This window comes from Streptomyces sp. NPDC052236 (assembly GCF_044548015.1).
GTDB lineage: Bacteria > Actinomycetota > Actinomycetes > Streptomycetales > Streptomycetaceae > Streptomyces.
This window is the reverse complement of record NZ_JBIUBL010000022.1, coordinates 1-25124: the sequence shown is the minus strand read 5'-3', so window position 1 is coordinate 25124 and position 25124 is coordinate 1. Positions and strand designations below refer to the sequence as shown.

Below are 25124 nucleotides of genomic sequence, written 5' to 3'. Positions count from 1 at the left end.
CGGAGAAGACCGCATGGCTGCAGGACCGAACAACCGGTTTCTCGGCAAGTTCCGGGGGCGGGTGACCGACAACAGAGATCCGCTCAGAATCGGCAGGATCACCGCCGAGGTCCCGGATGTGCTCGGCCCGGAGGCCTCCACCTGGGCGCTGCCCTGTCTGCCCTTCACCGGGCCGCAGGCAGGCCAGTACGTCGTCCCCGCGATCGGCGCGGGCGTGTGGATGGAGTTCGAGCAGGGGGATCCCAGCTTCCCGGTCTGGACGGGGTGCTGGTACGGCGACAGCTCCGAGCTGCCGCCCCGGGCCGAGGCCGAACTGCCCGCGTCGCAGCCTGTCGTGATCCAGACCCCGGGCGCGCACAAGCTGGTCATGTCGGACGTGCCCGGCGGCACGGGGATCCTGCTGGAGGCCAGGGGCGGGGCGTACGTCCAGATCGACGAGAAGGGCGTGACCATCGGCAACGGCAAGGGAGCGTCGATCGTGCTGATCGGCGATGAGGTCTCCATCAACGAGGGCCGTCTGATCGTGCCGAGGAAGCGATGAGCACAACGACCGAACGACCAAGGGAACGGGGAAAGTCGTGTTGTCCGGGAATCTCGTGAACGGCGGGTCGGCGATCAGCTGCCCGCACGGCGGCCGGGTCACGCCCGCCTCCTCGCCGTCGTCCGGCGTACGGATCGACGGCATGCCCGTACCCACCGCCACGGACGTCTTCACCGTCAGCGGCTGCCGCCACACCGTCGACCGCGTACCGCATCCCTGTGTCACGGTCCGCTGGACCCCCGGCCGTGACAGCGTGCTGATCGACGGGTCTCCGGTGCTGCTCGACAGCACCTCCGCGCTCTGCTTCAGCGCCGCGCTGCTGCCGCAGGGCCCGCCGGTCGTCGGCGCGACGGCCCGGGGGGTGTCGTCCCGATGAGGACCCGTACCGATATCGCCTTTCCCTTCCGGACCGACCGGCGGGGACGCACCGCGCACGCCGCCTACGACGAGCATGTACGGGACCTGATCGAGCAGTTGCTGTTCACCAGCCCCGGCGAGCGCGTGATGCGCCCCGACTTCGGCTGCGGGCTGCTCGACCTGGTCTTCACGCCCAACAGCCCCGAACTGGCCTCCGCGCTGGAGCTGTCGGTGCAGGCCTCGCTTCAGCGGTGGCTGGGCGAGCTGATCGAGGTGGAAACCCTGGACGTGGTGAGCGAGGAGAACGTGGTCTGGGTGTATCTGCGCTATGTGGTGCGTTCCACCGGGAGCCGGCGCGACGAGGTGTTCGAGGGGAGCGGACCGGCATGAGCACAGCGAGCGCAGTGAGCACTCAGAGCGGCAGGCGCGCGAAGGTACGGGCCGCGCGACTCGGTGGCGTGGACGCGGTCGAGGTCGGCGACGACGGGCTGACCCTCACCGTCACCTTCCTCGGCAAGGCCCCCCACGGGCTGTGCCCGCAGAACGTCCGCATCGACGGCGGGCGCCGGATCACCGGCATCGAAGCGGTCGAGGTGTCCGTCGAACGCGAGGAGGATCCGGAACTCGACGACCGGCTCTTCGTCACCCTCGACCGCACCGGAGACACGTCCCGCTACCGGCTCTCCGTCGTGGACACCGATCCGTACGGCCGTCCGGGTATCGAGCCCTTCCCGGGCTTCGACCAGCGGTATTTCTCAGCCGACTTCGACTTCCGGCCCGACTGCCCCACGCCCTTCGACTGCGAGGACGAGCAGCCCGGCTGCCCGCCCCGCCCGGTCCCCGCGCCCGTCATCGACTACACGGCGCGCGACTACGACACGATCCGCCAACTGATCCTGGACCGGCTGGCGCTGACCACCCCCGACTGGATCGAGCGCAACGCCGCCGACCTCGGCACCACCCTGGTCGAGCTCCTCGCCCACACCGCCGACCGGATCAGCTACCACCAGGACGCGGTGGCGACGGAGGCGTACCTCGACACGGCCCGCCGCCGGGTGTCCGTACGCCGTCATGTGCGGCTCATCGACTATCCGATGCACGACGGTGTCAACGCCCGCGCGTTCGTCGCCGTCGAGACGGTACGGCCGCTGACGCTGGCGCCCGGCACGTTCCGCTTCGCCGCCGTCGACATCCGCAGGCTGGGGCCGCGCGACCGGCCCGCGCCCGGCACGGTCATCGACGACCGGGACCTCGCCGCGCTGGACGAGCGCGGGTCGGTGGAGGTGTTCGAACCGGTCGTCGGCACGGAACCGCTGGTGCTGCGGCCCGCGCACAACACCATCCGCTTCTGGACCTGGGGCGACGAGGTGTGCTCGCTGCCCGCCGGGGCGACCGGCGCGACACTGCGGGACGAGTGGGCGGACCAGGGGACGGACGAGGAGTGCGCGGCCAGGGCGCTGGAGCTGTCGCCCGGTGATCTGCTGCTGATCGAGGAGGTGCGGGGGGCGCGGTCCGGTACGCCCGGTGACGCCGACCCGGCCCATCGCCACGCCGTACGTCTGACCTCCGTCACCCCGCTCGTGGACCGGCTGGCTGACCAGCCCGTCCTGGAGGTCACCTGGGCGGACGAGGACGCGCTCGCCTTCCCCGTCTGTGTGTCCACGCGCGGCGGCCCCGGCTGCGGGCCGGTCGAGGATGTGAGTGTGGCGCGCGGCAATGTCGCGCTGGTGGACCACGGCCGGTCGCTGACCGTCTGCGGTACGACGCCCGAGACGGTCACCGTGCCGCCCGCACCGGCCGTTCTCGGTTCGTGCGAGCCGTCCGGCTTCGGCTGCTGGGACCGCGACGCGGTGGGGGCACCTCCCGGGCCTCCAGGCCCAGGGGGACCGACGGCGGATCTGATCAACGCCCGGCTGGAGCAGACCGGCTCCGGACGGCTGCTGACGGCTGATCAGGTGCGGGAGCTGTTCACGGTCGTCGGTGAGGACCCGACCGTACGCGCCGGAATCGGCCTGGAACTCGCGGGCCGGCGAAGAGAGAAGGTCGTGCCCTCCACCGCGTACGCGCAGGCCGACGCGCTGGGGACACTGCTGGCGCAGTCCGTCTACCCGGGCATTCCGGCGCGCTTCCGGCCGGTGCTGCCGCGCTCGCCCGTCGTCCAGGCGGTGCCGTTCCCGCAGGCGTGCCATGTCTCGGCCGGGCAGGCGGACAGGCTGGCCGCCGTCCCCGGCCGGGTCCGGCAGCGTCTGGTGGAGCTGTGGCGCAGCGCCAGGGACCGCGACGGGCTCACGGACCCGGAGATCGCCGAACTGGCCGTGGTGTTCGGGCTGTGGGTGCTGGAGCGCCTGGAACTGCGCAGGCACCCGGTGCGGGCGCTGCGGGAGTTGCTGCACCGCGCCGATCGGCTGCTGGCCGCGAAGCTGCGCCGCGTCGAGGTGCTGACGGCGCGGGCGCGTGCGGGCACGGTGCTCGACGCCGGTGTCGCCTGGGAGATCGCGCAGAGTTGGGGTCCGTCGTACGCGGCCGGGTTGCACCCGGACGAGCCGGTGCTGCGGGGTCCGGCGACCGCGCTCGTACAGGATCCGCGGGCCGCGCTGCCCGCGGTGAGCGTCATGGACGGCGACGAGTCGTGGACACCGCGGCGGGATCTGCTCGCCAGCGGTCCGCGGGACCGGCACTTCGTCGGCGAGCTGGAGGACGACGGCCGGATCGCGCTGCGCTTCGGGGACGGGCGGCACGGCGCGCGCCCTCGGCCGGGCGCCCGGCTGGAGCTGCACTACCGGCTCGGCGGCGGCACGGCGGGCAATGTCGGCGCGGAGGCCATCAACCATTTGGTGCTCTGCCGCGAACCGGACGCGTCGGACGCGTCGGACGCCGCCGAGCCGATGCCCGTGGCTGGGGTGCGCAATCCGCTGCCCGCCGTCGGCGGCACCGAGCCCGAGCCCATCGAGCAGGTCCGCCAGCTGGCCCCGCTCGACCTCAGGCGCTCGCGGCTGCGCGCGGTCACGGCCGCCGACTACGCGGAGCTGGCGTCCGGGCTCCCGGGGGTGCAGCGGGCGTCGGCGGAGATCCGGTGGACCGGCAGTGTGCAGGAGGCGCATATCGCCGTCGACGTGCTGGGCAACGGCGAGCCCTCGCCCGAGCTGCTCGACTCGGTGGCGTACGCCCTGGAGAGCTACCGCCGGATCGGGCACGACCTGGTGGTCTCCCCCGCCCGGCACGTGCCGCTGGACCTAGCGCTCGCGGTGTGCGCGGCGCCCGGTCACCAGCACGGGCAGATCCTGGCCGAGCTGTACGCGCTGCTGGGCAGCCGCCGGCTGTCCGGCGGGCGGCTCGGGTTCTTCCACCCCGACGCGCTGACCTTCGGCGAACCGGTGCGGCTGAGCCGTCTGGTGGCCGCGGCGGCTGCCGTACAGGGCGTGGAGAGCGTACGGGTGACCCGGCTGAGGCGGCTCTTCCACGGCAGCCCGCCCGATGACGTGGACGACGTGGATGACCTGGATGACACGGCATTGGAGGCAGGCGTGCTGCGGCTCGGCCCGCTGGAGATCGCGCGTTGCGATAACGACCCCGACCGGCCCGAGAACGGCCGCCTCTCGATCAAGCTCGGCGGAGGTATGCGATGAGCTGTGGTTGCGGCTGTGGTGGTCACGATGAGCGCCACGCGCCCGAGGCCCTGTACAACCCGCCGGGCCGCACGGCCCTGGACTACCGGGTGGGCGACTACGGCTCGTTCCTGGCGGCGATGCTGGACCGGCTCGCGTCGCCCGCCCATCCGGCGCTGCGCGGGCTGACCGTCCGTACCCCCGACGACCCTGCGATCGGGCTGCTCGACTCGTGGGCGGTGGTCGGCGACCTGCTCACCTTCCACTCCGAGCGGATCGCCGACGAGGGCTATCTGCGGACCGCCAACGAACACCGGTCGCTGGTTCTGCTGGGGCGTCTTGTGGGGCACCGCCCGCGGCCCGGCATCGCCGCAGGCACGCACCTCGCGTACACCCTGGACCGCGATCCTCGGGACGAGGACGTGCCGGTGCTGATCCCGCGCGGCGCGCGCAGCAACAGCGTGCCGACCACCTCGGACGAGGAGTCGCAGGCCTTCGAGACCAGCGAGGACCTGATCGCCCGCTGGGCCTGGAACGAGCTGGCGGTGCGCCGCCGCAGGCCCGCGCTGCTGACCCCGGACGATCTGCGCAAGCGGTCCGAGTTCCTCGTCTCCGGGACGGACACCTCGCTCCAGACCGGGGACAGGCTGCTGTTCATCTTCGGGGCGAGCGAAGGGACCGGGGCCCAGCGGCTGTTGCTGCCGGTGACGCGCGTCCGGATCGACCGGGACGACGAGGTGACGGCCATCCGGCTGGCACAGTCCGCACCCCCCTCGCTGGCCGAGCTGATCGCGGAAGTACGCGAGTGGATCACCAAGGACGCCCGGGAGGTCGAGGAGGGTGACCCCGCCCCCGACAACCCCAACCCGCGCCCCATCAGCATGCTCATCGAGGATTTCGACGCGCAGGTGCTGGCCGGGCTGCGGGCGGATCTGGACGGGATCAAGACCCCGGCGCAGTTGGTACGACGGCTCGCCGACCCGCACGAGCGGCTCGCGGAGGCACAGGCCGTCGCCGCCGCGTACGAGGAGGTCGCCGCCTGGTTCGAGCAGTTGGAGGCGGTACTCGGCGAGCTGATGGAGCGGGCGGCCGACCTGGAACCCTCCCAGCCCGTGCAGCCCGACCCGACGGCCGTGGACGCTCCGGCCATGCGGGCGCTCGGCGCCGTACTGCCCGCGTTGCGCACCCGAGCGGGCAGGCCCCCGTCCGGCACCCACGACCCGGCTGCCCGGTATTTCGCGCCGGGCTCCGATCTCGGGGCGCGGCTGCTGTCCGCGCTGGATCCCCGGATCGCCGACGGCATGTACGCGGCGTGGCGGCAGGCGGCCCCGCCGGTGCCGCCGGTGCCGTCGCTGCTGCGCGAGGTGCAGGCGCTGCTGGTGACCGCCGCGCCGTTCGGGTCGACGGCGCCGCTCAAGCCCGTACAGGACGACCGTGGCCGGGTCGTACGGCAGACGGACTGGCCGCTGACCGGCTCCTCGCTGACGACCATGCGGATCGTGTTCGACACGGCGGGCAGGGTGCCGGTGCGCGCCGAGTTCCAGCACACGGAGACCGGCTCCTCGGTGCAGCGGTCGGAGCAGCTGCCCGCCGAGCTGACCTTCGACCTGCCGCCCGGCCGGGTGATGCTGAAATCCCGCGCCGCCCAGGACAACGATCTGGGCTGGCTCGCCAGGCGACCCACCGATTCCCAGGATCCGGGGGTGACCGCCCAGCTGCTGGACGGCCTGCCGAGCGTGAAGCTGTTCGTGTCGCGGCCCGCCGACGACGGCCGGGTGCGGGTCGCCGTACAGAACGGCGCGCCGCTGGAACGGTGGCTGGCTCCCGGCGAGTACCGGCAGATCCAGCACGACGGATACGAAGTCACCATGCGCTACACGGTCGGCAGCGAGCCGGCGAATGTCGAGGTCGGTGTCGCGACGCTGCCGGAGGATGCCAACCGCCATGTCCTGTCGCTCGATACCGTGCAGGACTCGGTCACCGTCGGCAGCTGGGTCGCGATCGAGCGGCCCCGCAAGGGCGGGGAGGGCCCGGACGGCATCCCCGGCGACAAGAAGCTCCGGTCGGTGACCACCCGGGTCACCGCCGTACGCACCGCCGCCTACACCAACTACGGCATCACGGGCCGGGGCACCGAGCTGACGCTCGCCGATCCGTGGCTGGACGAGCACGACGTACTGCTCTCCACGATCCGGGACGCCACCATCCACGCGGGCGGGGCGGCGCTGCGCCCGGCCGACGAGCCGCTCGGCGAGGATGTGCACGGCAATGTGCTCGAACTCGCCGAGCTGTACGACGGGTTGCGTCCCGGCCGGCAGCTGATCGTGTCGGGCGAGCGCACCGACGTGCCGAATGCGGCGGGGGTGCGTGCCACCGAGCCTGCCGTGATCGCCTCGGTGGAGCAGCACCTCGATCCGCTGCTGCCCGGCGGCCATGTCCATACGCGGCTGACGCTCACCGCGGACCTGGCCTACCGCTACCGCCGTGACACGGTCCGCGTCCAGGGCAATGTGGTGGCGGCGACACACGGTGAGAGCCGGGACGAGCCGATCGGCAGCGGCGATGCGGGCCGGACCAACCAGACGTTCGCGCTCTGGCAGTGGCCGCTGACCTGGCTGCCCGCCGACAACCCCCTGGGTGCGACGCCCACCCTGGAGGTGCGCGTCGACGGCCTGCTGTGGCACGAGGTGGGCAGCCTGGCCGGGCGGGGCCCGACCGAGCGAATCTACGTCTCGGGGACGGCCGGGGACGGGCGTACGACCGTGACCTTCGGCGACGGGGTGCACGGCGCACGGCTGCCCACCGGCCACGAGAACGTCCGGGCCCGCTACCGGTTCGGCACCGGCAGGGCCGCCAACGTCCGCGCGGACCGCGTCACGCAGGCCGTCACCCGGCCGCTGGGCGTCACCGCGGTCACCAATCCGCTGCCCGCCACGGGCGGCGCGGACGCCGACGGCCCCGGACTGACCCGCCGTACGATCCCGCTCTCCGTCTCCGCGTTCGACCGGCTCGTGTCCCTGGCGGACTACGAGCACTTCGCGCGCTCGCGGGCGGGCATCGGCCGGGCGGCGGCGCGCGAGGTGTTCGACGGGCGGCGGCGGGTGCTGCATGTGACGGTCGCGGGCGTGGACGACATCCCGATCGCCGACGACTCGGACGTGATGCGCGCGCTGCGCTCCTCGCTCGCCGAGTACGGCGACTCACGGCTGCCGGTCCGGGTCGATGTACGTGAGCTGGTGCTGCTGATCCTCGCGGCGCGGGTGAAGGTCGCCCCTGACCACACCTGGACGGTGGTCGAGCCCCGGCTGCGGCGGGCGCTGCTGCGGGCGTTCGGCAGCGGGCAACGGGAGTTGGGCCGTCCGGCGTTCCTGTCCGAGGTGCTGGCGGTCGCGCACACGGTGCCCGGCGTGGATTACGTGGACGTGGACGTCTTCACCGGCGTACCGGCGTCCGTCACCCCCGGCGAGCTGACCGCACTGGGGGGCCGGCTCACCGAGCCGCGCACCGGGGTTCCCGCCCGGCTCGCCACGTACGACGAGGACGTGCACCGGGTCGCCGCCGCGGACGGGCAGACGCTCACCGCGATCGCCGGACGGCATGGGATCTCCCTGGCCGAACTGCTGCGGCTGAACCCGGACATCACCGATACCCGGCGGCTGGAGAAGGGCCGGGTGGTGTCCGTCTTCCGCGGCATCCGCCCCGCCCAGCTCGCCCTGCTGTCACCGCATGTCGCGGACACGCTGATTCTGACGGAGGTCACCGCATGAGCTTCCCGAGCAGGGAACCGGACGGGCTCGCGGAGCTGCTCCCGCAGTGGCACCGCCTTCGGGACGCCGAGGGCGGAGAACCGCTGCGCGCGCTGCTCGCCGTGATCGCCGAACAGGTCGATCTGGTACGGGACGGTGTCGAGCAGAGCTACGAGGACTGGTTCGTGGAGACGGCCGCGCCCTGGGTGCTGCCGTACCTCGGCGATCTGGTCGGCTACCGGCCGCTGCCGGGCTACGAACGCGTACAGGCGAAGGGACTCGATGGGCACGATGGACTCGGTGGCCCGGGGGACGGTGCGCGCGGTCGCCTCGCCGAGGCCCTGGCGCCGCGCCGCGATGTCGCGGCGACCGTCGCCAACCGGCGGCGCAAGGGCACCCTGGCGCTCCTTGAGGAGCTGGCGCAGGAGATCGCGGGCTGGCCCTCGCGGGCAGTGGAGTTCTCCCGGCTGGTCTCCCATCAGCAGCCGGTCAAGCTGTACGGGCCGGGGGCAGGGGCCGGGGCGGCGAACGCGCGCCGACTGGAGCGGGGCCGCCTCGTGGACGTACGGGAGGGGTCGGCGCTGGATCTGGCGGGCGGTCCGTTCGGCACGGTCGCGCAGTCGGTAAATGTGCGGCGGGCGGGTTCGGCGCGTACGCAGGGGGGCTACTCCCCCGCCGGCGTGGGGCTGTTCGTATGGCGGCTGCGGCCGTACCACGTGACCAGGGCGCCCGCGTACTGCGTCGACCGGGCCCGCAACCTCTACACCTTCTCGATTCTGGGCAATGACACCCCGCTGGTGACCAAGCCGGTGCCGGAGCCCTCTACGACGCACATCGCGACGATCGACAACGTCCCCGCGTACATCCGGCGCAGGCAGCTCGCCGACCGGCTCGCGGACTACTACGGTCCGGGCAAGAGTTTCACCATCTGGCGCGACGGCCAGGACGAGCCGGTGGAGCTGTCGGACCTGGTGGTGACGGATCTGACGGACTGGCGCTATAGGCCGAAGCGCGGGCAGATCGCCGTCGATCCGGCGCTCGGCCGGATCGCGTTCGGCGCGCGCTCGGCGCCGCGGCAGGGCGTGTGGGTCACCTACCACTACGCGTTCGGCGACGACACGGGCGGCGGCGAGTATCCGCGTGACCGTGAGACGCCGACGGCTCAGACGGTGTACCGGGTCGGTCCCGGCCAGACGTATCAGCGGATCATGGACGCGTACGGCGACTGGCAGCGCGACCGGCGGGCGGGGCACTGCGGTCCCGACGGCATCATCGAGATCACGCACAGTGGCGCATATCAGGAACAGCTGGACTTCGAGCTGGATCCGGGCGACCGCCTGGAGCTGCGCGCCGCCGAGGGCACCCGGCCGGTGATCCGGCTGCTCGACTGGTACAGCAACCGGCCCGACGCGCTCAACATCCGCGCACGGGAGGACTGTGCGGGAGACCCTCCGCGGATCGTGCTGGACGGTCTGCTGGTCACGGGGCGCGGGCTGCATGTGTCAGGACCGGTCGGGGCGGTCGTGCTGCGCCACTGCACGCTCGTACCGGGCTGGTCACTGGAGCCGGAGTGCGAGCCGCGCTCCCCCGACGAACCGAGCCTGGTACTGGAACGCACCACCGCGTGCGTGTCGATCGAGCGGTCCATCCTCGGCACCATCGAGGTGATCGGCGACGAGGTGAACCACGACCCGCTGCCCGTCCACATCCGCGACAGCGTCCTGGACGCCACCGGCCGCGACCGGGCCGCGCTGTCCGCGCCGGACTGCCGCCACGCGCATGCCGTACTGCACGCGCACCGCACCACCGTCATCGGCGAAATCCATGTCCACGCGGTCCGGATCGCCGAGAACAGCATCTTCGCCGGGCGGCTCCGGGTGGCCAGGCGGGGCATCGGATGTGTGCGGTTCTCGTATGTGGAGCCGGGATCGCGGACGCCGCGCCGCCATCGCTGTCAGCCGGATCTGGTGGGGAGCGAGGACGCGCGGCTGGTGCGGCCCGTGTTCACCAGCGAGCGGTACGGCACACCCGCGTACGGGCAGTTGGCCGCGGGCTGCGCCGAGGAGATCAGGCGCGGCGCCGAGGACGGCGCCGAGCTGGGCGTCTTCCACGACCTCTACCAGCCGCAGCGCGAGGACAGCCTGCGGGCCCGGCTGGCCGAGTACACCCCGGCCGGTACGGACACCGGGATCATCCCCGTCACCTGACACCCACTGACACCGAACACCGAACGAGGGGGACCCCTTCCCATGCACGCAGACATCTCCCGCATCACCTTCCGGCCGGACCGGCACTACTCGGCGGTGATCGCACAGCAGGGCCGCGTCCAGCTCGACGCGGACGCCAATGAGCAGGCCGCGATCCAGCTGCTCCAGACCCGTACGACCGCGGCCGACCTGATCGGGCAGCACGGCGGCCCGGCCGGTGCGACCGGCTTCGCGCTGGCCTTTGTGGGCGGCGGCCGGGAACTGGACGATCTGTCCATCGGCGGCGGCCGTTACTACGTGGACGGCATCCTGGTCGACGCGGCGCGTCCGGGGCCGGGCGTCCCGGTGGCCGAGGACGGGCACACGGCCGAGGACAGCGACGCTCCCGCGGCCCCCGCGGCCCCGGCCTCGCCTGTCACCTGGACGTACTGGGATCAGCCGGACGGCTATCGGGACCCGGAGCGGCCCGGCGACCGGCTGCCCGCCCAGTTCCCGTATCTGGCGTATCTGAAGGTGTGGGAGCGCTCGGTGACCGCGGCCGAGGACCCGCTGCTGCGTGAGGTCGCGCTCGGTTCGGCGATGCCCGACACGGCGGCGCGGCTGAAAGTCGTCTGGCAGGTGCTGCCGCTGGCGGGCGCGCGGCTGGAGGTGGCGGACGGGGCGACCAAGGACCAGGTCCGCGTGGCGTTCGGGCAGTGGGCGGCGGCGCAGGCCTCGAGCGCGCGGATGGCGGCGCGCAGCGAACGCCCGGACCACGCGGACGAGGACCCGTGCCTGGTGAAGCCGGACGCCCGCTACCGGGGCCCGGAGAACCAGATGTACCGGGTGGAGATCCACGAGGGCGGCACGGCGAAGGACGCGACGTTCAAGTGGTCCAGGGAGAACGGTTCGGTGACCTTCCCTGTCGACGAACTCGACGGTACGTGGGTGGAGCTGGCCTCGCTGGGGAGCGACGACAAGCTTGATCTGAACGTCGGCGACTGGGTGGAGTTCGTGGACACCGCCTACACCAGCCGCGGCGAGCCGCTGCCGCTGCTGCGTGTCGAGGAGCTCGACCTGCCGGGCCGCCGGGTGCGGCTCTCCGGCGAGCCGGATCCGTCGGTCGGGCGGCGCCCCGCGCTCCACCCGTTCCTGCGGCGATGGGACCACCGGACGGGTTCCCGGCACGCGGGACGGCCCGGTCGTACGAAGCCGGGCGCGCCGAAGCTGCGGGGTGGCGCGGTCCGGATCGAGGAGGGCGGCTGGCTGCCGCTGGAGGACGGCGTGTTCGTCTTTTTCGAGCCGGGCAAGTCGTACCGATCTGGCGACTTCTGGACTGTTCCGGCACGTACGGCGACAGGCAGTGTCGAGTGGCCGACAGACGCGGCGCGCCGGCCGCTGCTCCAGGCTCCGGCCGGAATCCAGGTCCATTACGCGCCACTGGCGTGGGTGCTGGGTGAGGGTTCGGCCGTGGATCTACGTATGACGTTTGGTCAACTGGCCGCGGGGATCCCGGCCGCGGACGAGGAGGCGCTGGCCGCCGAGGCCTCAGCCGAGGCGGAAGCCACGGCGGCGGAGAGGGCCGACGCCGCGCCACCGGCCGCCGGTCCGGACGCACAGGGCGGAGGGCAGGACGACGCAGGGCCGCTTGAGAACTGACGCACCACCTGGGAAGGAGCACCACTGATGGCAACGCCTCTTACCGCCTCCACGCTGCTGAAAGTCCTCCGTGACGAAGGGCTGCACGTCGTCGAGCACCGCAGCTGGCGCACACACAACCGCAACCACAAAGGTCCGTGGGGTCCGATGCACGGAGTGATGATCCATCACACGGTGACCTCGGGAACCCAGAACTCCGTGGACATCTGCTACAACGGCCACTCGAGCCTGCCTGGGCCGCTGTGCCACGGGGTCATAGCAAAAGACGGCTCGGTGCATCTGGTCGGCAACGGCCGGGCCAACCACGCCGGACTCGGGGATGACGAGGTGCTGCGCGCCGTGATCAACGAAGCGGCGCTGCCCACCGACAACGAGGCCAACACCGACGGCAACCGTCATTTCTACGGCTTCGAATGCGTCAACATGGGCGATGGAAAGGACCCGTGGCCAGCAGCTCAGCTGGAGGCCATCGAAAAGGCGTCGGCGGCGATCTGCCGGGCGCACGGCTGGTCCTACCGCTCGGTGATCGGGCACAAGGAGTGGCAGCCGGGGAAGATCGATCCGCGCGGGTTCACGATGGATGCGATGCGCACCCGGATCAAGGAGCGTCTGACGGGCAAGCCGAGCGGCCCTTCCAAGCCACCCGCGCCGAAGCCGCCGGTCAAATTCGAGCCATTCCCGGGGACAGCGTTCTTCCGGGACGGACGGAAGAGTCCGATCGTCACGGCGATGGGCAAGAGACTCGTGGCCGAGGGCTGTGGACGGTACGAGGTCGGGCCGAGCCCGGACTGGTCGGACGCGGACCGCAAGTCGTACGCCGCGTGGCAGCGGAAGCTGGGCTACTCGGGCAGTGACGCGGACGGCATTCCGGGCAAGACGAGCTGGGACAAGCTCAAGGTGCCCAACGTCTGACCCACGTCGCGTAGCCGGGGCGCTGTCCCGGACCCCGCTCCTCGATCGCCGGCGGGGCTCTTTAGAACCCGTCCGGCGATTGAGGACACCCGCCCGAAGGGCGGTACGGGGCTCCGCCCCGCACCCCGCGCCTCAATCGCCGGCGGGGCTGGAGAGGGCGGGCCGCCCCGTCCAGCCGAGCATCACCACGGAGACCACCGCCGCGAGGGCGCACCACGTGGAGACGAACTCCAGCCGCCACAGCGCCGCGCACACCGCCGACCCGACCCCGGCCAGGACGCCGAGGAGCCGCAGCACCGGATCACCGGCGAGCAGCAGAGAACCGACGGTGGCCAGCAGATACCCCGCGATGATCAGCGGCAACAGCGGGAGGTCGAGGACATAGCCGAGGGTGTGGCCGCGGATTTCCGCCGTCACGGAGCCGGTGGCGAGGCAGTACGCGAGTGCGGCGGCGGTGGCGAGCCCGGCGGCGGACGGGAGCAGCAGCCCGCGCCGGATCCGCGGGTCCACGGCGAGCAGCACGCCCAGGGGCACCCAGACCGGCAGCAGGGGCAGGGCGATGACCGCCCAGGCCATGGTGGCGGGGCCGGAGCCGCCGCCGGTGCGCCAGACCTCGGACTCGATCATCTGGTGGGCGCCGAGGAGCAATGGCAGTGCCGCGAGCGGCAGTTCGCGGGCCCGGCGTACGCGGGCGACGCAGAGCGTCCCGATCGCGGAGATGGAGGCGCCCGCCACGAGGTCGGCCGTCGCGCTCCAGCACATGGCAGTCAACGTATCGCGTGCGGGCGCGGGCCGGTCAGTCCGCGGTGTCGCCGAGGGATTCCAGCAGATTGCGCAGCGCCTCCGCGAACGTGTCGCGTTCGGCGGCGGCCGTACGCGCCCTTCCCGCGGGCCTTGTACTCGTCGCCGTCACCCGCCGCCTGCCGCAGGGGGATCTGGTGGTGGCGCTCGCTGGTGCTGGGCGCGCTCAATGTCGGGGCGTTCTTCGCCCCTGCTGGTCGCGGGGCTCGCCTTCGGGCTGGGCGGTGAGCGGCTGACCCGGCGTACCGTGCTCGCCGGCATCGTGGGTGCGGCGGGCGTCAGCCTGCTCGTCCTGCCGGCCGAGGCGCGGCCGCCCTGCTCGTGGAAGGCCCGCCGCCCACGGCGCGCGCCCGGATGGCTCGTCCTCGACCAGGAGCTCAGCGCGGTGCAGGCGGTCGGCGGGCTGGTCGTGCCGGCCGCGCTGGTCGCCGGGCAAACCCGTTCCGGCTCTTGTCGGGGGCGCCGGCTTTCGGGAGGGGCTCAGTTTTCCGCCGACAGGCTCAGTTGACGGTTCCGGATCCGGATAGGGCATCGCGCGCGAAGGATCAACAGCGGATCCGGGAGTGGAAGGTCACAACCGGGTCCCCTGCTGAACCATTGAGCGCTTGACCTAACATCCGAGCATGACGGTCCTCCCCTATGACGGGTTCTCACTGGCCGCCGAATTCCCGGATGCGACCCATGAGCAGTGGCAGGCCCTGGTGGCCGGTGTACTGCGCAAAGCGGGCAAGGACGTCCCGGACTCGGCGGCCGAGGACGTGCTGTCCACTGCCCTGGACGACGGGCTCACCGCCCGTCCGCTCTACACCGCGGGCGACAGCACGGCCAACGCCGAAGCCGACTCCGACTCCGACGACGCCGGGTATCCGGGCTTCGCTCCGTTCACCCGGGGCGGCAGGCCCGAGGGCGGCGCGGTCTCCGGCTGGGACGTACGCCAGCGCCACGACCGGCCCGATCCCGTGCGTACGAACGAAGCCGTGCTCGCGGACCTGGAGAACGGGGTCACCTCGATCTGGCTGTCCCTCGGCCCGGCCGGGATACCGGTCTCCGGGCTGGCCACGGCCCTGGACGGCGTCCTGCTCGACCTGGCCCCCGTCGTACTCGACGCGGGCGGCGAATTCGACGCCGCCGCGCGGGAGTTGCTGCGCCTGTACGGGGAGCGGGGCGTGGCTCCGGAGGCGGCGCTCGGCAACCTCGGCGCCGACCCGCTGGGGCACTCCGCGCGCACCGGCCGGTACGGGGACCTCGCCGCGCACACGTCCGCGGCCACCGAACTCGCGGTGCTCTGCCACCGGGAGTACCCCGGCCTGCGGGCGCTGACCGTCGACGCGCTGCCGTACCACGAGGCCGGCGCGTCGGCGGCCCAGGAGCTGGGCTGCTCGCTGGCCACCGGCGTCGCGCTGCTGCGGGACCTCTCCGCCGCGGGCCTGTCCGTGGCGGCGGCCTGCGGGCAGCTGGAGTTCCGGTACGCGGCCACCGCCGACCAGTTCCTGACGATCGCGAAACTGCGGGCCGCGCGCCGGGTGTGGGCGCGGGTCGCCGAGGCCTGCGGCGCGGAGCCCGCCGCCGGGGCGCAGCGCCAGCACGCGGTGACGTCCGCGGTGATGATGAGCCGCCGCGACCCCTGGGTGAACATGCTGCGTACGACGGTCGCCTCGCTCGCGGCGGGCGTGGGCGGCGCCGACGCCGTGACCGTACTGCCCTTCGATCACGCGCTGGGGCTGCCGGACTCCTTCGCCCGCCGGATCGCTCGCAACACCTCGACGATCCTGGTCGAGGAGTCGCATGTGGGCCGGGTCATCGACCCCGCGGGCGGTTCCTGGTACGTGGAGCGGCTCACCGACGAGCTCGCGCACGCGGCGTGGGCCTGGTTCCAGGAGCTGGAGCGCGCCGGGGGCCAGGAGGCCGCGCTGCGCGGCGGGCTCGTGTCCGAGCGGATCGGCGCGACCTGGGAGAGCCGTAAGAAGGACCTGGCCACGCGGCGCGAGGTGGTCACCGGTGTGAGCGAGTTCCCGCTGCTCGCCCAGGCGCCGGTGGAGCGCGACCCCGCGCCCGCCGTACCGTCCGGCGGTCTCGGTCGGGTGCGCCGCGACGAGGCGTACGAGGTGCTGCGGGCCCGTTCGGACGCGCGTCTGGTGGCCACCGGCGCCCGGCCGCGGGTCTTCCTCGCGGCTCTGGGCCCGGCCGCCGCGCACACCGCGCGCGCGGCGTTCGCCGCCAACCTCTTCGCGGCGGGCGGCATCGAACCGGTCCACGAACCGGTCTCGGTCGACGCCGCCTCGGCCGCCGCGGCGTTCACCGCCAGTGGGGCGAGCGTGGCGTGCCTCTGTTCCAGCGACGCTCTGTATGCCGATCAGGCGGCGCCGGTGGCCGAGGCGCTCAAGGCGGCCGGTGCGCTGCGGGTGTATCTCGCGGGGCGGCCCGGCGAGCGGCGTGAGACGTACGAACGGGCCGGTGTCGACGGGTTCCTCGTCGCGGGCGGCGACGCGGTCGCCGTCCTCACCTCCGTACTCGACCACATCGGAGTGGCGTGATGGCAATCCCCGGCACAATCCCCGGGACAATCCCCGACTTCTCAGGAATCGAGCTCGGGCCCGCGGGCACGGGCGGGGTCGCCGAGGAACAGTGGCGTACGGCCGTCAAGGCGAACACCGGCAAGGACGACGCCGAGCTGGTGTGGGACACGCCTGAGGGCATTCCCGTCAAGCCGCTGTACACCGGGCAGGACCTGGCCGGTGTGGACTTCCTCGACACGTACCCGGGGATCGCGCCGTATCTGCGCGGCCCGTACCCGACGATGTACGTCAACCAGCCGTGGACCATCCGTCAGTACGCCGGGTTCTCCACCGCCGAGGAGTCCAACGCCTTCTACCGGCGCAACCTCGCCGCCGGTCAGAAGGGCCTGTCGGTCGCCTTCGACCTGCCGACGCACCGCGGTTACGACAGCGACCATCCGCGGGTCACGGGCGACGTCGGCATGGCGGGTGTGGCCATCGACTCCATCTACGACATGCGGCAGTTGTTCGACGGCATTCCGCTGGACCGGATGAGCGTGTCGATGACGATGAACGGGGCCGTGCTGCCCGTTCTGGCGCTGTACATCGTGGCCGCCGAGGAGCAGGGCGTACCGCCGGAGAAGCTGGCCGGGACCATCCAGAACGACATCCTCAAGGAGTTCATGGTCCGCAACACCTATATCTATCCGCCAGGACCCTCGATGCGGATCATCTCGGACATCTTCCGGTACACCTCGCAGAAGATGCCCCGCTACAACTCCATCTCCATCTCCGGCTACCACATCCAGGAGGCCGGGGCCACGGCCGATCTGGAGCTGGCGTACACCCTCGCCGACGGGATGGAGTATCTGCGGGCGGGTCTGGGCGCGGGGCTCGATGTGGACGCGTTCGCACCGCGGCTCTCCTTCTTCTGGGGCATCGGCATGAACTTCTTCATGGAGGTGGCGAAGCTGCGGGCGGCGCGGCTGCTGTGGGCGAAGCTGGTCAGGTCCTTCGAGCCGAAGAACCCCAAGTCGCTGTCGTTGCGCACCCATTGCCAGACCTCGGGCTGGTCGCTGACGGCCCAGGACGTGTTCAACAACGTCACCCGCACCTGCGTGGAGGCCATGGCCGCCACCCAGGGGCACACCCAGTCGCTGCACACCAACGCGCTGGACGAGGCGCTGGCCCTGCCGACCGACTTCTCCGCGCGCATCGCCCGCAACACTCAGCTGCTGCTCCAGCAGGAGTCCGGGACCTGCCGGGTCATCGACCCGTGGGGCGGCAGCGCGTACGTCGAGAAGCTGACGCACGATCTGGCCCGCCGCGCCTGGCAGCACATCGAGGAGGTCGAGGCGGCGGGCGGCATGGCCCGCGCCATCGACGCCGGAATCCCCAAGCTGCGGATCGAGGAGGCAGCGGCCCGTACGCAGGCGCGCATCGACTCCGGGCGGCAGCCGGTGATCGGCGTGAACAAGTACCGGGTCGAGACCGACGAGCGGATCGATGTGCTCAAGGTCGACAACTCCTCGGTGCGCACCCAGCAGATCGAGAAGCTCAGGCGGCTGCGCGCGGAGCGCGACGAGGCGGCCTGCCAGGACGCGCTGCGCGCCCTGACCGCTTCCGCACGCTCTGGCGAGGGCAGCGGGGTGGACGGCAACCTGCTCGCGCTGGCGGTGAACGCGGCGCGCGCCATGGCGACCGTCGGCGAGATCTCCGACGCTCTGGAGAAGGTGTACGGGCGCCACTCGGGTCAGATCCGTACGATCTCCGGGGTGTACCGGAACGAGGCAGGCACGTCCCCGGCGGTGGCGGCCACCCGCGCGCTGGTCGGGGAGTTCGAGGAGGCGGAGGGCCGCCGCCCGCGCATCCTGGTCGCGAAGATGGGCCAGGACGGCCACGACCGCGGCCAGAAGGTGATCGCGACCGCCTTCGCCGACCTCGGCTTCGACGTGGATGTCGGCCCGCTGTTCCAGACTCCGGGCGAGGTCGCCCGGCAGGCGGTCGAGGCGGATGTGCACATCGTCGGCGTGTCCTCGCTGGCCGCCGGGCATCTCACGCTGGTGCCCGCGCTGCGCGAGGAACTGGCCGCCGAGGGACGCGAGGACATCATGATCGTGGTGGGCGGGGTGATCCCGCCGCAGGACGTCCAGACGCTGCGGGAGGCCGGTGCCGCCGCGGTCTTCCCGCCCGGCACGGTGATCCCGGACGCGGCGCGGGATCTGGTGCGGACCCTGGCCGCCTCGCTCGGCCACGAGCGGTGAGACGGTGCCCCCACCCACGGTCGACATCGACCGCTATGTCCAGGGCGTACGTGAGGGTTCGCGGGCGTACATCGCCCGTGCCATCACGCTCGTCGAGTCCACCCGCGCCGATCACCGTGCCCTCGCGCAGCGGCTGCTGACCGAGCTGCTGCCGTACGCCGGTGAGGCGCGGCGGGTGGGCATCAGCGGGGTGCCCGGCGTCGGCAAGTCGACCTTCATCGACGCGCTCGGCACGATGCTCACGGGGCTCGGCCACCGGGTCGCGGTGCTCGCCGTGGACCCGTCCTCGACGCGTACCGGCGGCTCCATCCTCGGCGACAAGACCCGGATGGAGCGGCTGGCCGTGGACCCGGCGGCGTTCGTACGGCCGTCGCCCACCTCGGGGACGCTGGGCGGGGTGGCCAAGGCGACCCGCGAGACCATGATGGTGATGGAGGCCGCGGGCTACGACGTGGTGCTCGTGGAGACGGTCGGGGTCGGCCAGTCGGAGACCGCCGTCGCGAACATGGTGGACTCCTTCCTGTTCCTCACCCTCGCCAGGACCGGCGATCAGCTCCAGGGCATCAAGAAGGGTGTGCTGGAGCTGGCCGATGTGATCGCGGTGAACAAGGCGGACGGGCCGCACGAGCGCGACGCCCGCTCCGCCGCCCGCGAGCTCGCGGGCGCGCTGCGTCTGATGCATGCGGCGGACGCCGCGTGGACGCCGCCGGTCCTGTGCTGCAGCGCTCGCGAGGGCAGCGGGCTCGACGTGATCTGGGAGCGTCTTGAGCAGCACCGGGCGCTCCTCGCCTCGACCGGCTCGCTCGCCGCCAAGCGCCGCGACCAGCAGGTCGACTGGGCCTGGACGATGGTCCACGACGCGCTGCGGGACCGGCTGCGCGGGCATCCCGAGGTGCGGGCGCTCGCTCCCCGTCTGGAACAACTGGTCCGGGACGGGGAGTTGACGGCGACGCTCGCGGCCGAGCGCATTCTGGACGCTTTCGCCAGGTAGCAGGGGGCGGAGCCCTGGCGAGGGACCGACGCGCTGTCAGCCAGTGACCGTTGTCAGCCGATCGCCTTGACCAGCTCCGCGGCGAGCGCGGCGGACGAGCCCGGGTTCTGGCCGGTGAACAGGTTGCGGTCGACGACCACGTGCGGGGCCCACGGCGCGCCCTCCTGGAAGTCCGCGCCCATCGCGACGAGGCGGTCCTGAAGAAGCCACTTCGCCTTGGGCGCGAAGCCCGCCTGGGTCTCCTCGACGTTGGTGAAGCCGGTCAGCCGGTAGCCCGCGAACGGCGAGGTGCCGTCCTCGCGCACCGCGGCGAGCAGCGCCGCCGAGCCGTGGCAGACGACGCCGAGGGGCTTGCCGGAGTCGAGGGCCGCGGTGAGCAGCCTGCCGGATTCGGCGTCGACGGCGAGGTCCTCCAGCGGAGCGTGGCCGCCGGGGAGGTAGACCGCGGCGTAGTCGGCGAGGTCGGCGTCCGTCAGCTTGAGCGGCTTCCGCAGGGCCGCGATCTCGGCGAGCTCCGCGCTGATCGCGTCGGCGTTCTCCTGGCCGCCGTTCACCTCGGGTGCGAGGCTGCCGGGGTCCACGGTCGGTACGACGCCGCCCGGGGTCGCGACGACTATGGCGTGTCCCGCCTCGGTGAGCGCCCGGTAGGGGGCCACTACCTCCTCGGCCCAGAAGCCGGTCGGGTGCCGGCTGCCGTCGGCCAGCGTCCAGTGGTCCGCGCCGGTCACCACAAAAAGGATCTTCGCCATCTCACAACAACTCTCTGTTCGGTAACTCTTCGCCGATGCCCTTGAACCTAGACCGCTTTGCCATTGGTATCCAATAGGCTCTTCATCATGAGCCATAGGAAAGGCAATGGGTTGCCCGGTGGCCCGGAGGCGGCCTCGAAAGGTCCGCTGGACCTCACGCTGCTGAGGACGTTCCTCGCTGTGCACCGGGCCGGATCCTTCACCGCGGCCAGCCGGCTGCTGTCGCTGTCGCAGCCCACGGTCACCCACCAGATCCGTTCTCTGGAGCGGCAGTTGGGGCGCGAGCTCTTCGAGCGGCTGCCGCGCGGTGTCGCTCCGACCTCGGTCGCCGACGACCTCGCGGACCGGATCGCCGCCCCGCTGGACGCTCTGGCGGCGGTCGCCGACCGCGGCGCGCCCGGCGAGGGGGCCGCCGCCGATCCCGTGCACCTCGCGGGCCCGGCCGAGCTGCTCTGCGTACGCGCGGTGCCCGCCCTCGCGCCCCTGATCGAGCAGGGGGTGCGGCTGCGCGTGACGACGGGTCTCACCGACGAGCTCCTCGACGGCCTGCGCGCCGGCCATTACGACCTGGTGATCTCCACCAGCCGCCCGCGTGGGCGCTCGCTCACCGCCGTACCGCTGATGGACGAGGAGTTCGTGCTGGTCGCCTCGCCTCGGTGGGCGGAGCGGATCGGCGGCCCGGACCGGGTCGGAGCGGACGGCCCCGCCGCACTGCGGGCCGTACCCCTGGTGACGTACGCCGAGGATCTGCCCATCGCCCGCCGGTACTGGCGCCATGTGTTCGGCAGGCGGCTGAGCGGTCAGGCGGCGCTGACCGTGCCGGATCTGCGCGGGGTGCTCTCGGCGGTCACCGCCGGGGCGGGGATCAGTGTGCTCCCCCGCTATCTCTGCGCGGGCGAGCTCGCGGCGGGCACGCTCGTGGAGCTGCTCACGCCCGACGACCCGCCGATCAACACCGGCTATCTGGTTCAGCGTCCGGGCACGTCGGACAACCCGCACCTGACGCTGGTCCGTGACCGTCTGGTGCGCGAGGCCCGCGGCTGGTGAGCAGCCGGTCGGCCGTACGACCGTAGGGCGAAAACCAGCCACCCGGGCGCGGTGGGCGAACGGTGGCGAACGGCACATAACACGGCGGGACGCGGGCCGTTGAGGGGCCATCGGATGCCTCGGCCGGGTGCCGCACCGCCACTGGGCGACCCGCGCACAACGTCCGGGGCCACGGTTTCCTGTGTGCGGGAACCACTCCCGCGCCCGGATAGGCATGCACCGGCCCGCATCGGACCGGGTTGACGCACCGCCCGCCTGCCGCCGCACCTGAACAGCGCAGATGGCGAAGTTCACGCCGGTACGGACCTCCCCAGCCCCACAGGTCCCACTCCGGCACTCCTGATTCGTGCATAACTGACAGCACCTCAGTAAACCGTCCCTCACCGCCGCCGCACGCCCGGCATCGGCACCCGGCCGGCATACGCCTTCACACACCCACGCTGGACGCGCGTAGACCGGCCGAAAGGCGATCTTGCTGCAACCTCCGTACGAAGCCAGGATTCCCCCAGCACGATTGTCAGGGTCATGACGGCAAACCCACACCGTCACAACCCACACCGTCGCAACCCCGGCAGTCGCGCCATGACGGGCCCGTCCACCCAGCGGGCTCCCGTATCCCCCACCGGAGGATGTAGTGAACATCAAGCGCCTCTCCCCCCTCGGCGGCGTCTCGAGACGTGCGCGGCTGATCGCCGTCGCATCCACTCTCCTGACCGTCACCGCGCTTGCCGCCCCGACCGCCATGGCCGAATCAAGCCCCAGCGCACGGGCCACCACCGCCCAGCTGGCCGAGGTCGGCGACGCCGTACTCGAAGCGGATGTCGCCGGCACCGCCTGGTACACGGACCAGGCCACGGGCAAGCTCGTCGTCACGGCGGACACCACCGTCTCGGCCGCCGAGATCGCCACGATCAAGAAGGCCGCGGGCGCTCGCGCCGGCTCCCTGGAAATCGAGCGCACCAACGGCAAGATCAACAAGCTGATCGCGGGCGGCCAGGCCATCTACGCCGGCGGCGGCGGACGCTGCTCGCTCGGGTTCAACGTCCGCAGCGGATCCACGTACTACGCGCTCACCGCGGGCCACTGCACCAACATCGCCTCCGCCTGGTACACCAACTCCACCACCACCGCGTCGCTGGGCACCAGGGCCGGTACCAGCTTCCCGAACAATGACTACGGAATCATCCGCCACACCACCGCCTCGGCCGCGGACGGCCGGGTCTCCCTCTACAACGGCTCATACCGTGACATCACGTCCGCCGGCAACGCCACCGTCGGCCAGTCCGTCCAGCGCAGCGGCTCCACCACGGGCCTGCGCAGCGGTCGGGTCACCGGCCTCAACGCCACGGTCAACTACGGCAGCGGCGACGTCGTCTACGGCATGATCCAGACCAACGTCTGCGCCGAGCCGGGCGACAGCGGCGGCGCCATGTTCGCCGGAAGCGTCGCGCTTGGCCTCACCTCCGGCGGCAGCGGCAACTGCTCCTCCGGCGGCACCACGTTCTTCCAGCCGGTCCCTGAGGCGCTGAGCGCCTACGGAGTCTCCATCTTCTAAGAGTCTTCCAAGAGTCTCATCAGTCTGGAACTTCTGACTCGACTCGGTGAACCGACCGGCGGGCCGCCTCCTGGCGGCCCGCCGGTCGCGTCCGCGTCCTGTTGGGTGGGCACATGGTCACCTCACATGTCCTTACCTGGGCGGTCACCGACAGCCAGGGGTACGAGACCTCCTGGATCGAGCTCCGTGGCACGACCCTGCAGGCCCGCGGGCGCGCCGTCGCCACCGTGCCCGCCCCGCACTGGATCTCGTACGAACTCGAAACCGGCGAGCACTATGTCACCCGTGAGCTGCGCATCCGCGCCGCGACCACCACAGGTTCGTCCGAACTCCGCCTGCTCCACGACGGCCACGGCCGGTGGACAGCCGACGGAGATCCGCTGCCCGACGTCGACGGCGCACTCGACTGCGATATCGCGCTCTCCCCGCTCACCAACACCATGCCGCTGCTGCGCCACGGACTCCATCTGACGCCCGGTGAGCGGACCTTCCTGACGGCCTGGGTCTCGGTGCCCGACCTGACGGTGCACCCGTCAGCACAGACGTACACCCACCTCGCGCGCACCGAACGCGGCGGGCTCGTCCGGTTCGCGTCGGGCGACTACCGCAGCGATGTGGAGTTCGACGCGGACGGCCTGGTCATCAACTACCCGGACTTGGCGCACCGGCTGACCGGCCCCTGACTCCATCGCTTCACCGCCCGGCCGATGCCCGGCGCACTGCGGTCAATCCCGGTAGCGTGCGTGGGTGCCGGCTGAGTGGGAGTGAGGGTGGTCGGGGTATGAGGCTGACGGTCCTCGACTCGCAGTCAGTGCCCATCCCACTCTCGCTCATCTGAGGCAGGAGCCGCATATGCACGACGAACGCCGCCGCATCGAGGAGCGCGTCGAGCGCGTCCTGAGCCAGCGCATCCAGCCCGCCGTCCACGCCGCTTTCCTCCCCTGCGAGGTCGAGGCCTGGGAGGCTCCCGACGAACCGGTGCCCTTCGCGGAGGCCGCCGCGCAGACGTACGCGCCCTTCGCGATGGGCACCCCGTGGGGCCCGCCCTGGGGCACAACCTGGTTCCGGGTGCGCGGCGAAGTCCCCGCCGCGTGGGCGGGGAGCCGCGTCGAGGCGGTCTTCGACCTCGGGTTCACCGGCTCCGGTCCCGGCTTTCAGGCCGAGGCGCTGGTGCACACCGCGGACGGCAGCCCACTGAAGGCCGTCAATCCGCGGAACCAGTACGTTCCCGTCGCCAACCCCGCGGCGGGCGGCGAGCGGATCGACTATCTGGTCGAGGCGGCGTCGAACCCGGACATCCTGGCCCACGGCTTCCGCCCGACCCCGCTCGGCGACAGGACGACGGCGGGCAAGGCGCCCCTCTACACCTTCGCCCGCGCCGATCTCGCCGTACTGGACGAGGAGGTGTGGCACCTCTCCCTCGATCTGCAAGTGCTGCGCGAGCTGATGCTGGAACTCGACGGACACGACCCGCGCCGCCACGAGATCATGCACACCATCGATCGTGCGCTGGACGCCCTGGCGCTGGACGACATCTCGGGGACAGCCGCGGACGTACGGGAGCTGCTGCGGCCCGCCCTGGAGCGGCCCGCGCACGCCAGCGCCCACACCCTCTCCGCCGTCGGCCACGCCCATATCGACAGCGCGTGGCTGTGGCCGCTCCGCGAGACCAAGCGCAAGACGGCCCGCACCTTCTCGAATGTGACGGCACTGGCGGCGGAGTACCCGGAGTTCATCTTCGCGTGCTCGCAGGCGCAGCAGTACGCGTGGGTCCGCGACAACTATCCGCGCGTCTGGACCCGCATCCAGGAGGCCGTCAGGAACGGTCAGTGGGCGCCTGTCGGTGGCATGTGGGTGGAGGCGGACGGCAACCTGCCGGGCGGCGAGGCGCTCGCGCGCCAGCTGGTCCACGGCAAGCGGTTCTTCCTGGACGAGTTCGGCATCGAGACCAAGGGCGTGTGGCTGCCGGACTCCTTCGGCTACAACGCCTGCTACCCGCAGCTGGCCAAGCTCGCGGGCAACGAATGGTTCCTGACTCAGAAACTGTCCTGGAACCAGACCAACAAGCTGCCGCACCACACGTTCTGGTGGGAGGGCATCGACGGCACCCGCATCTTCACGCACTTCCCGCCGGTCGACACGTACAACGCCGAGTTCTCCGGCAAGGAGATGGCGCACGCGGTGCGCAACTACCAGGACAAGGGGCGCGGCACCCG

Annotated in this window: 17 protein-coding genes and 1 pseudogene; 16 read left to right on the top strand and 2 right to left on the bottom strand. The window is 71.9% G+C overall.

The features are described from left to right. Window positions 1-13 precede the first annotated feature (13 nt). From ACIHCQ_RS30395 to ACIHCQ_RS30360, 8 genes are read left to right on the top strand one after another with little or no spacing between them, the layout of a single operon-like run. Window positions 14-541 (top strand): phage baseplate assembly protein V, encoded by a 528-nt coding sequence (locus tag ACIHCQ_RS30395; protein WP_399669300.1) that lies wholly within the window; start codon window positions 14-16, stop codon window positions 539-541. A 37-nt stretch (window positions 542-578) separates the two neighbouring features. Next, window positions 579-917, top strand: coding sequence for a hypothetical protein (locus ACIHCQ_RS30390; protein ID WP_399669297.1), 339 nt, complete (start codon window positions 579-581; stop codon window positions 915-917). Next, on the top strand, window positions 914-1288 hold the full coding sequence (locus ACIHCQ_RS30385) for a GPW/gp25 family protein (RefSeq protein ID WP_399669294.1): 375 nt from the start codon (window positions 914-916) through the stop codon (window positions 1286-1288). The genes ACIHCQ_RS30390 and ACIHCQ_RS30385 overlap by 4 nt, the downstream gene beginning before the upstream one ends. After that, complete coding sequence (locus ACIHCQ_RS30380; RefSeq protein ID WP_399669291.1) at window positions 1285-4524, top strand: putative baseplate assembly protein; 3240 nt, start codon at window positions 1285-1287, stop codon at window positions 4522-4524. The genes ACIHCQ_RS30385 and ACIHCQ_RS30380 overlap by 4 nt, the downstream gene beginning before the upstream one ends. Continuing rightward, complete coding sequence (locus ACIHCQ_RS30375) at window positions 4521-8270, top strand: putative baseplate assembly protein (protein ID WP_399669288.1); 3750 nt, start codon at window positions 4521-4523, stop codon at window positions 8268-8270. Before ACIHCQ_RS30380 ends, ACIHCQ_RS30375 begins: the two co-directional genes overlap by 4 nt. Next, window positions 8267-10456, top strand: a complete 2190-nt coding sequence (locus ACIHCQ_RS30370) for a hypothetical protein (RefSeq protein WP_399669285.1) — start codon at window positions 8267-8269, stop codon at window positions 10454-10456. The genes ACIHCQ_RS30375 and ACIHCQ_RS30370 overlap by 4 nt, the downstream gene beginning before the upstream one ends. Window positions 10457-10498: 42 nt before the next feature. Beyond that, entirely contained in the window at window positions 10499-12094 is a 1596-nt protein-coding gene (locus ACIHCQ_RS30365; protein WP_399669283.1) for a DUF6519 domain-containing protein, read from the top strand. Between the two features lie 27 nt (window positions 12095-12121). Next, window positions 12122-13006 carry a peptidoglycan-binding protein gene (locus ACIHCQ_RS30360; RefSeq protein WP_399669280.1) on the top strand — a complete coding sequence of 295 codons (885 nt, stop codon included), beginning with the start codon at window positions 12122-12124 and terminating at the stop codon, window positions 13004-13006. Window positions 13007-13138: 132 nt separating this feature from the next. On the opposite strand, the gene ACIHCQ_RS30355 is transcribed toward ACIHCQ_RS30360, so the two are convergent. Then, on the bottom strand, window positions 13139-13768 hold the full coding sequence (locus ACIHCQ_RS30355) for a DUF6629 family protein (protein ID WP_399669278.1): 630 nt from the start codon (window positions 13766-13768) through the stop codon (window positions 13139-13141). 208 nt (window positions 13769-13976) lie between these two features. Here ACIHCQ_RS30355 and ACIHCQ_RS30350 point away from each other — a divergent pair, with 208 nt between their 5' ends. The 4 genes from ACIHCQ_RS30350 (at window position 13977) to meaB (ending at window position 19557) form a co-directional block, all read left to right on the top strand. Next, on the top strand, window positions 13977-14315 hold the full coding sequence (locus ACIHCQ_RS30350; protein WP_399669276.1) for a hypothetical protein: 339 nt from the start codon (window positions 13977-13979) through the stop codon (window positions 14313-14315). A gap of 115 nt (window positions 14316-14430) precedes the next feature. Then, entirely contained in the window at window positions 14431-16341 is a 1911-nt protein-coding gene (locus ACIHCQ_RS30345) for a methylmalonyl-CoA mutase family protein (protein WP_399669272.1), read from the top strand. Next, the gene (gene scpA / locus ACIHCQ_RS30340) at window positions 16341-18566 is read left to right on the top strand and encodes a methylmalonyl-CoA mutase (RefSeq protein WP_399669269.1); all 2226 of its coding nucleotides are present in this window, start codon (window positions 16341-16343) and stop codon (window positions 18564-18566) included. The genes ACIHCQ_RS30345 and scpA overlap by 1 nt, the downstream gene beginning before the upstream one ends. A 4-nt stretch (window positions 18567-18570) precedes the next feature. After that, a complete protein-coding gene (gene meaB, locus ACIHCQ_RS30335; protein ID WP_399669266.1) occupies window positions 18571-19557 on the top strand; it encodes a methylmalonyl Co-A mutase-associated GTPase MeaB in 987 nt (328 codons plus the stop codon). A 53-nt stretch (window positions 19558-19610) separates the two neighbouring features. On the opposite strand, the gene ACIHCQ_RS30330 is transcribed toward meaB, so the two are convergent. After that, entirely contained in the window at window positions 19611-20306 is a 696-nt protein-coding gene (locus ACIHCQ_RS30330; RefSeq protein WP_399669263.1) for a type 1 glutamine amidotransferase domain-containing protein, read from the bottom strand. Window positions 20307-20393: 87 nt separating this feature from the next. On the opposite strand from ACIHCQ_RS30330, the gene ACIHCQ_RS30325 reads away from it, so the two are divergent. The 4 genes and pseudogenes from ACIHCQ_RS30325 to ACIHCQ_RS30310 all read left to right on the top strand — a co-directional run. After that, window positions 20394-21353 carry a LysR family transcriptional regulator gene (locus tag ACIHCQ_RS30325; RefSeq protein WP_399669260.1) on the top strand — a complete coding sequence of 320 codons (960 nt, stop codon included), beginning with the start codon at window positions 20394-20396 and terminating at the stop codon, window positions 21351-21353. Between the two features lie 634 nt (window positions 21354-21987). Then, the gene (locus ACIHCQ_RS30320) at window positions 21988-22908 is read left to right on the top strand and encodes a S1 family peptidase (protein WP_399669257.1); all 921 of its coding nucleotides are present in this window, start codon (window positions 21988-21990) and stop codon (window positions 22906-22908) included. Window positions 22909-23021: 113 nt separating this feature from the next. Beyond that, the gene (locus tag ACIHCQ_RS30315; RefSeq protein ID WP_399669254.1) at window positions 23022-23591 is read left to right on the top strand and encodes a putative glycolipid-binding domain-containing protein; all 570 of its coding nucleotides are present in this window, start codon (window positions 23022-23024) and stop codon (window positions 23589-23591) included. 169 nt (window positions 23592-23760) lie between these two features. Next, a pseudogene (locus ACIHCQ_RS30310) lies at window positions 23761-25124 on the top strand (alpha-mannosidase 2C1); the annotation flags it as partial.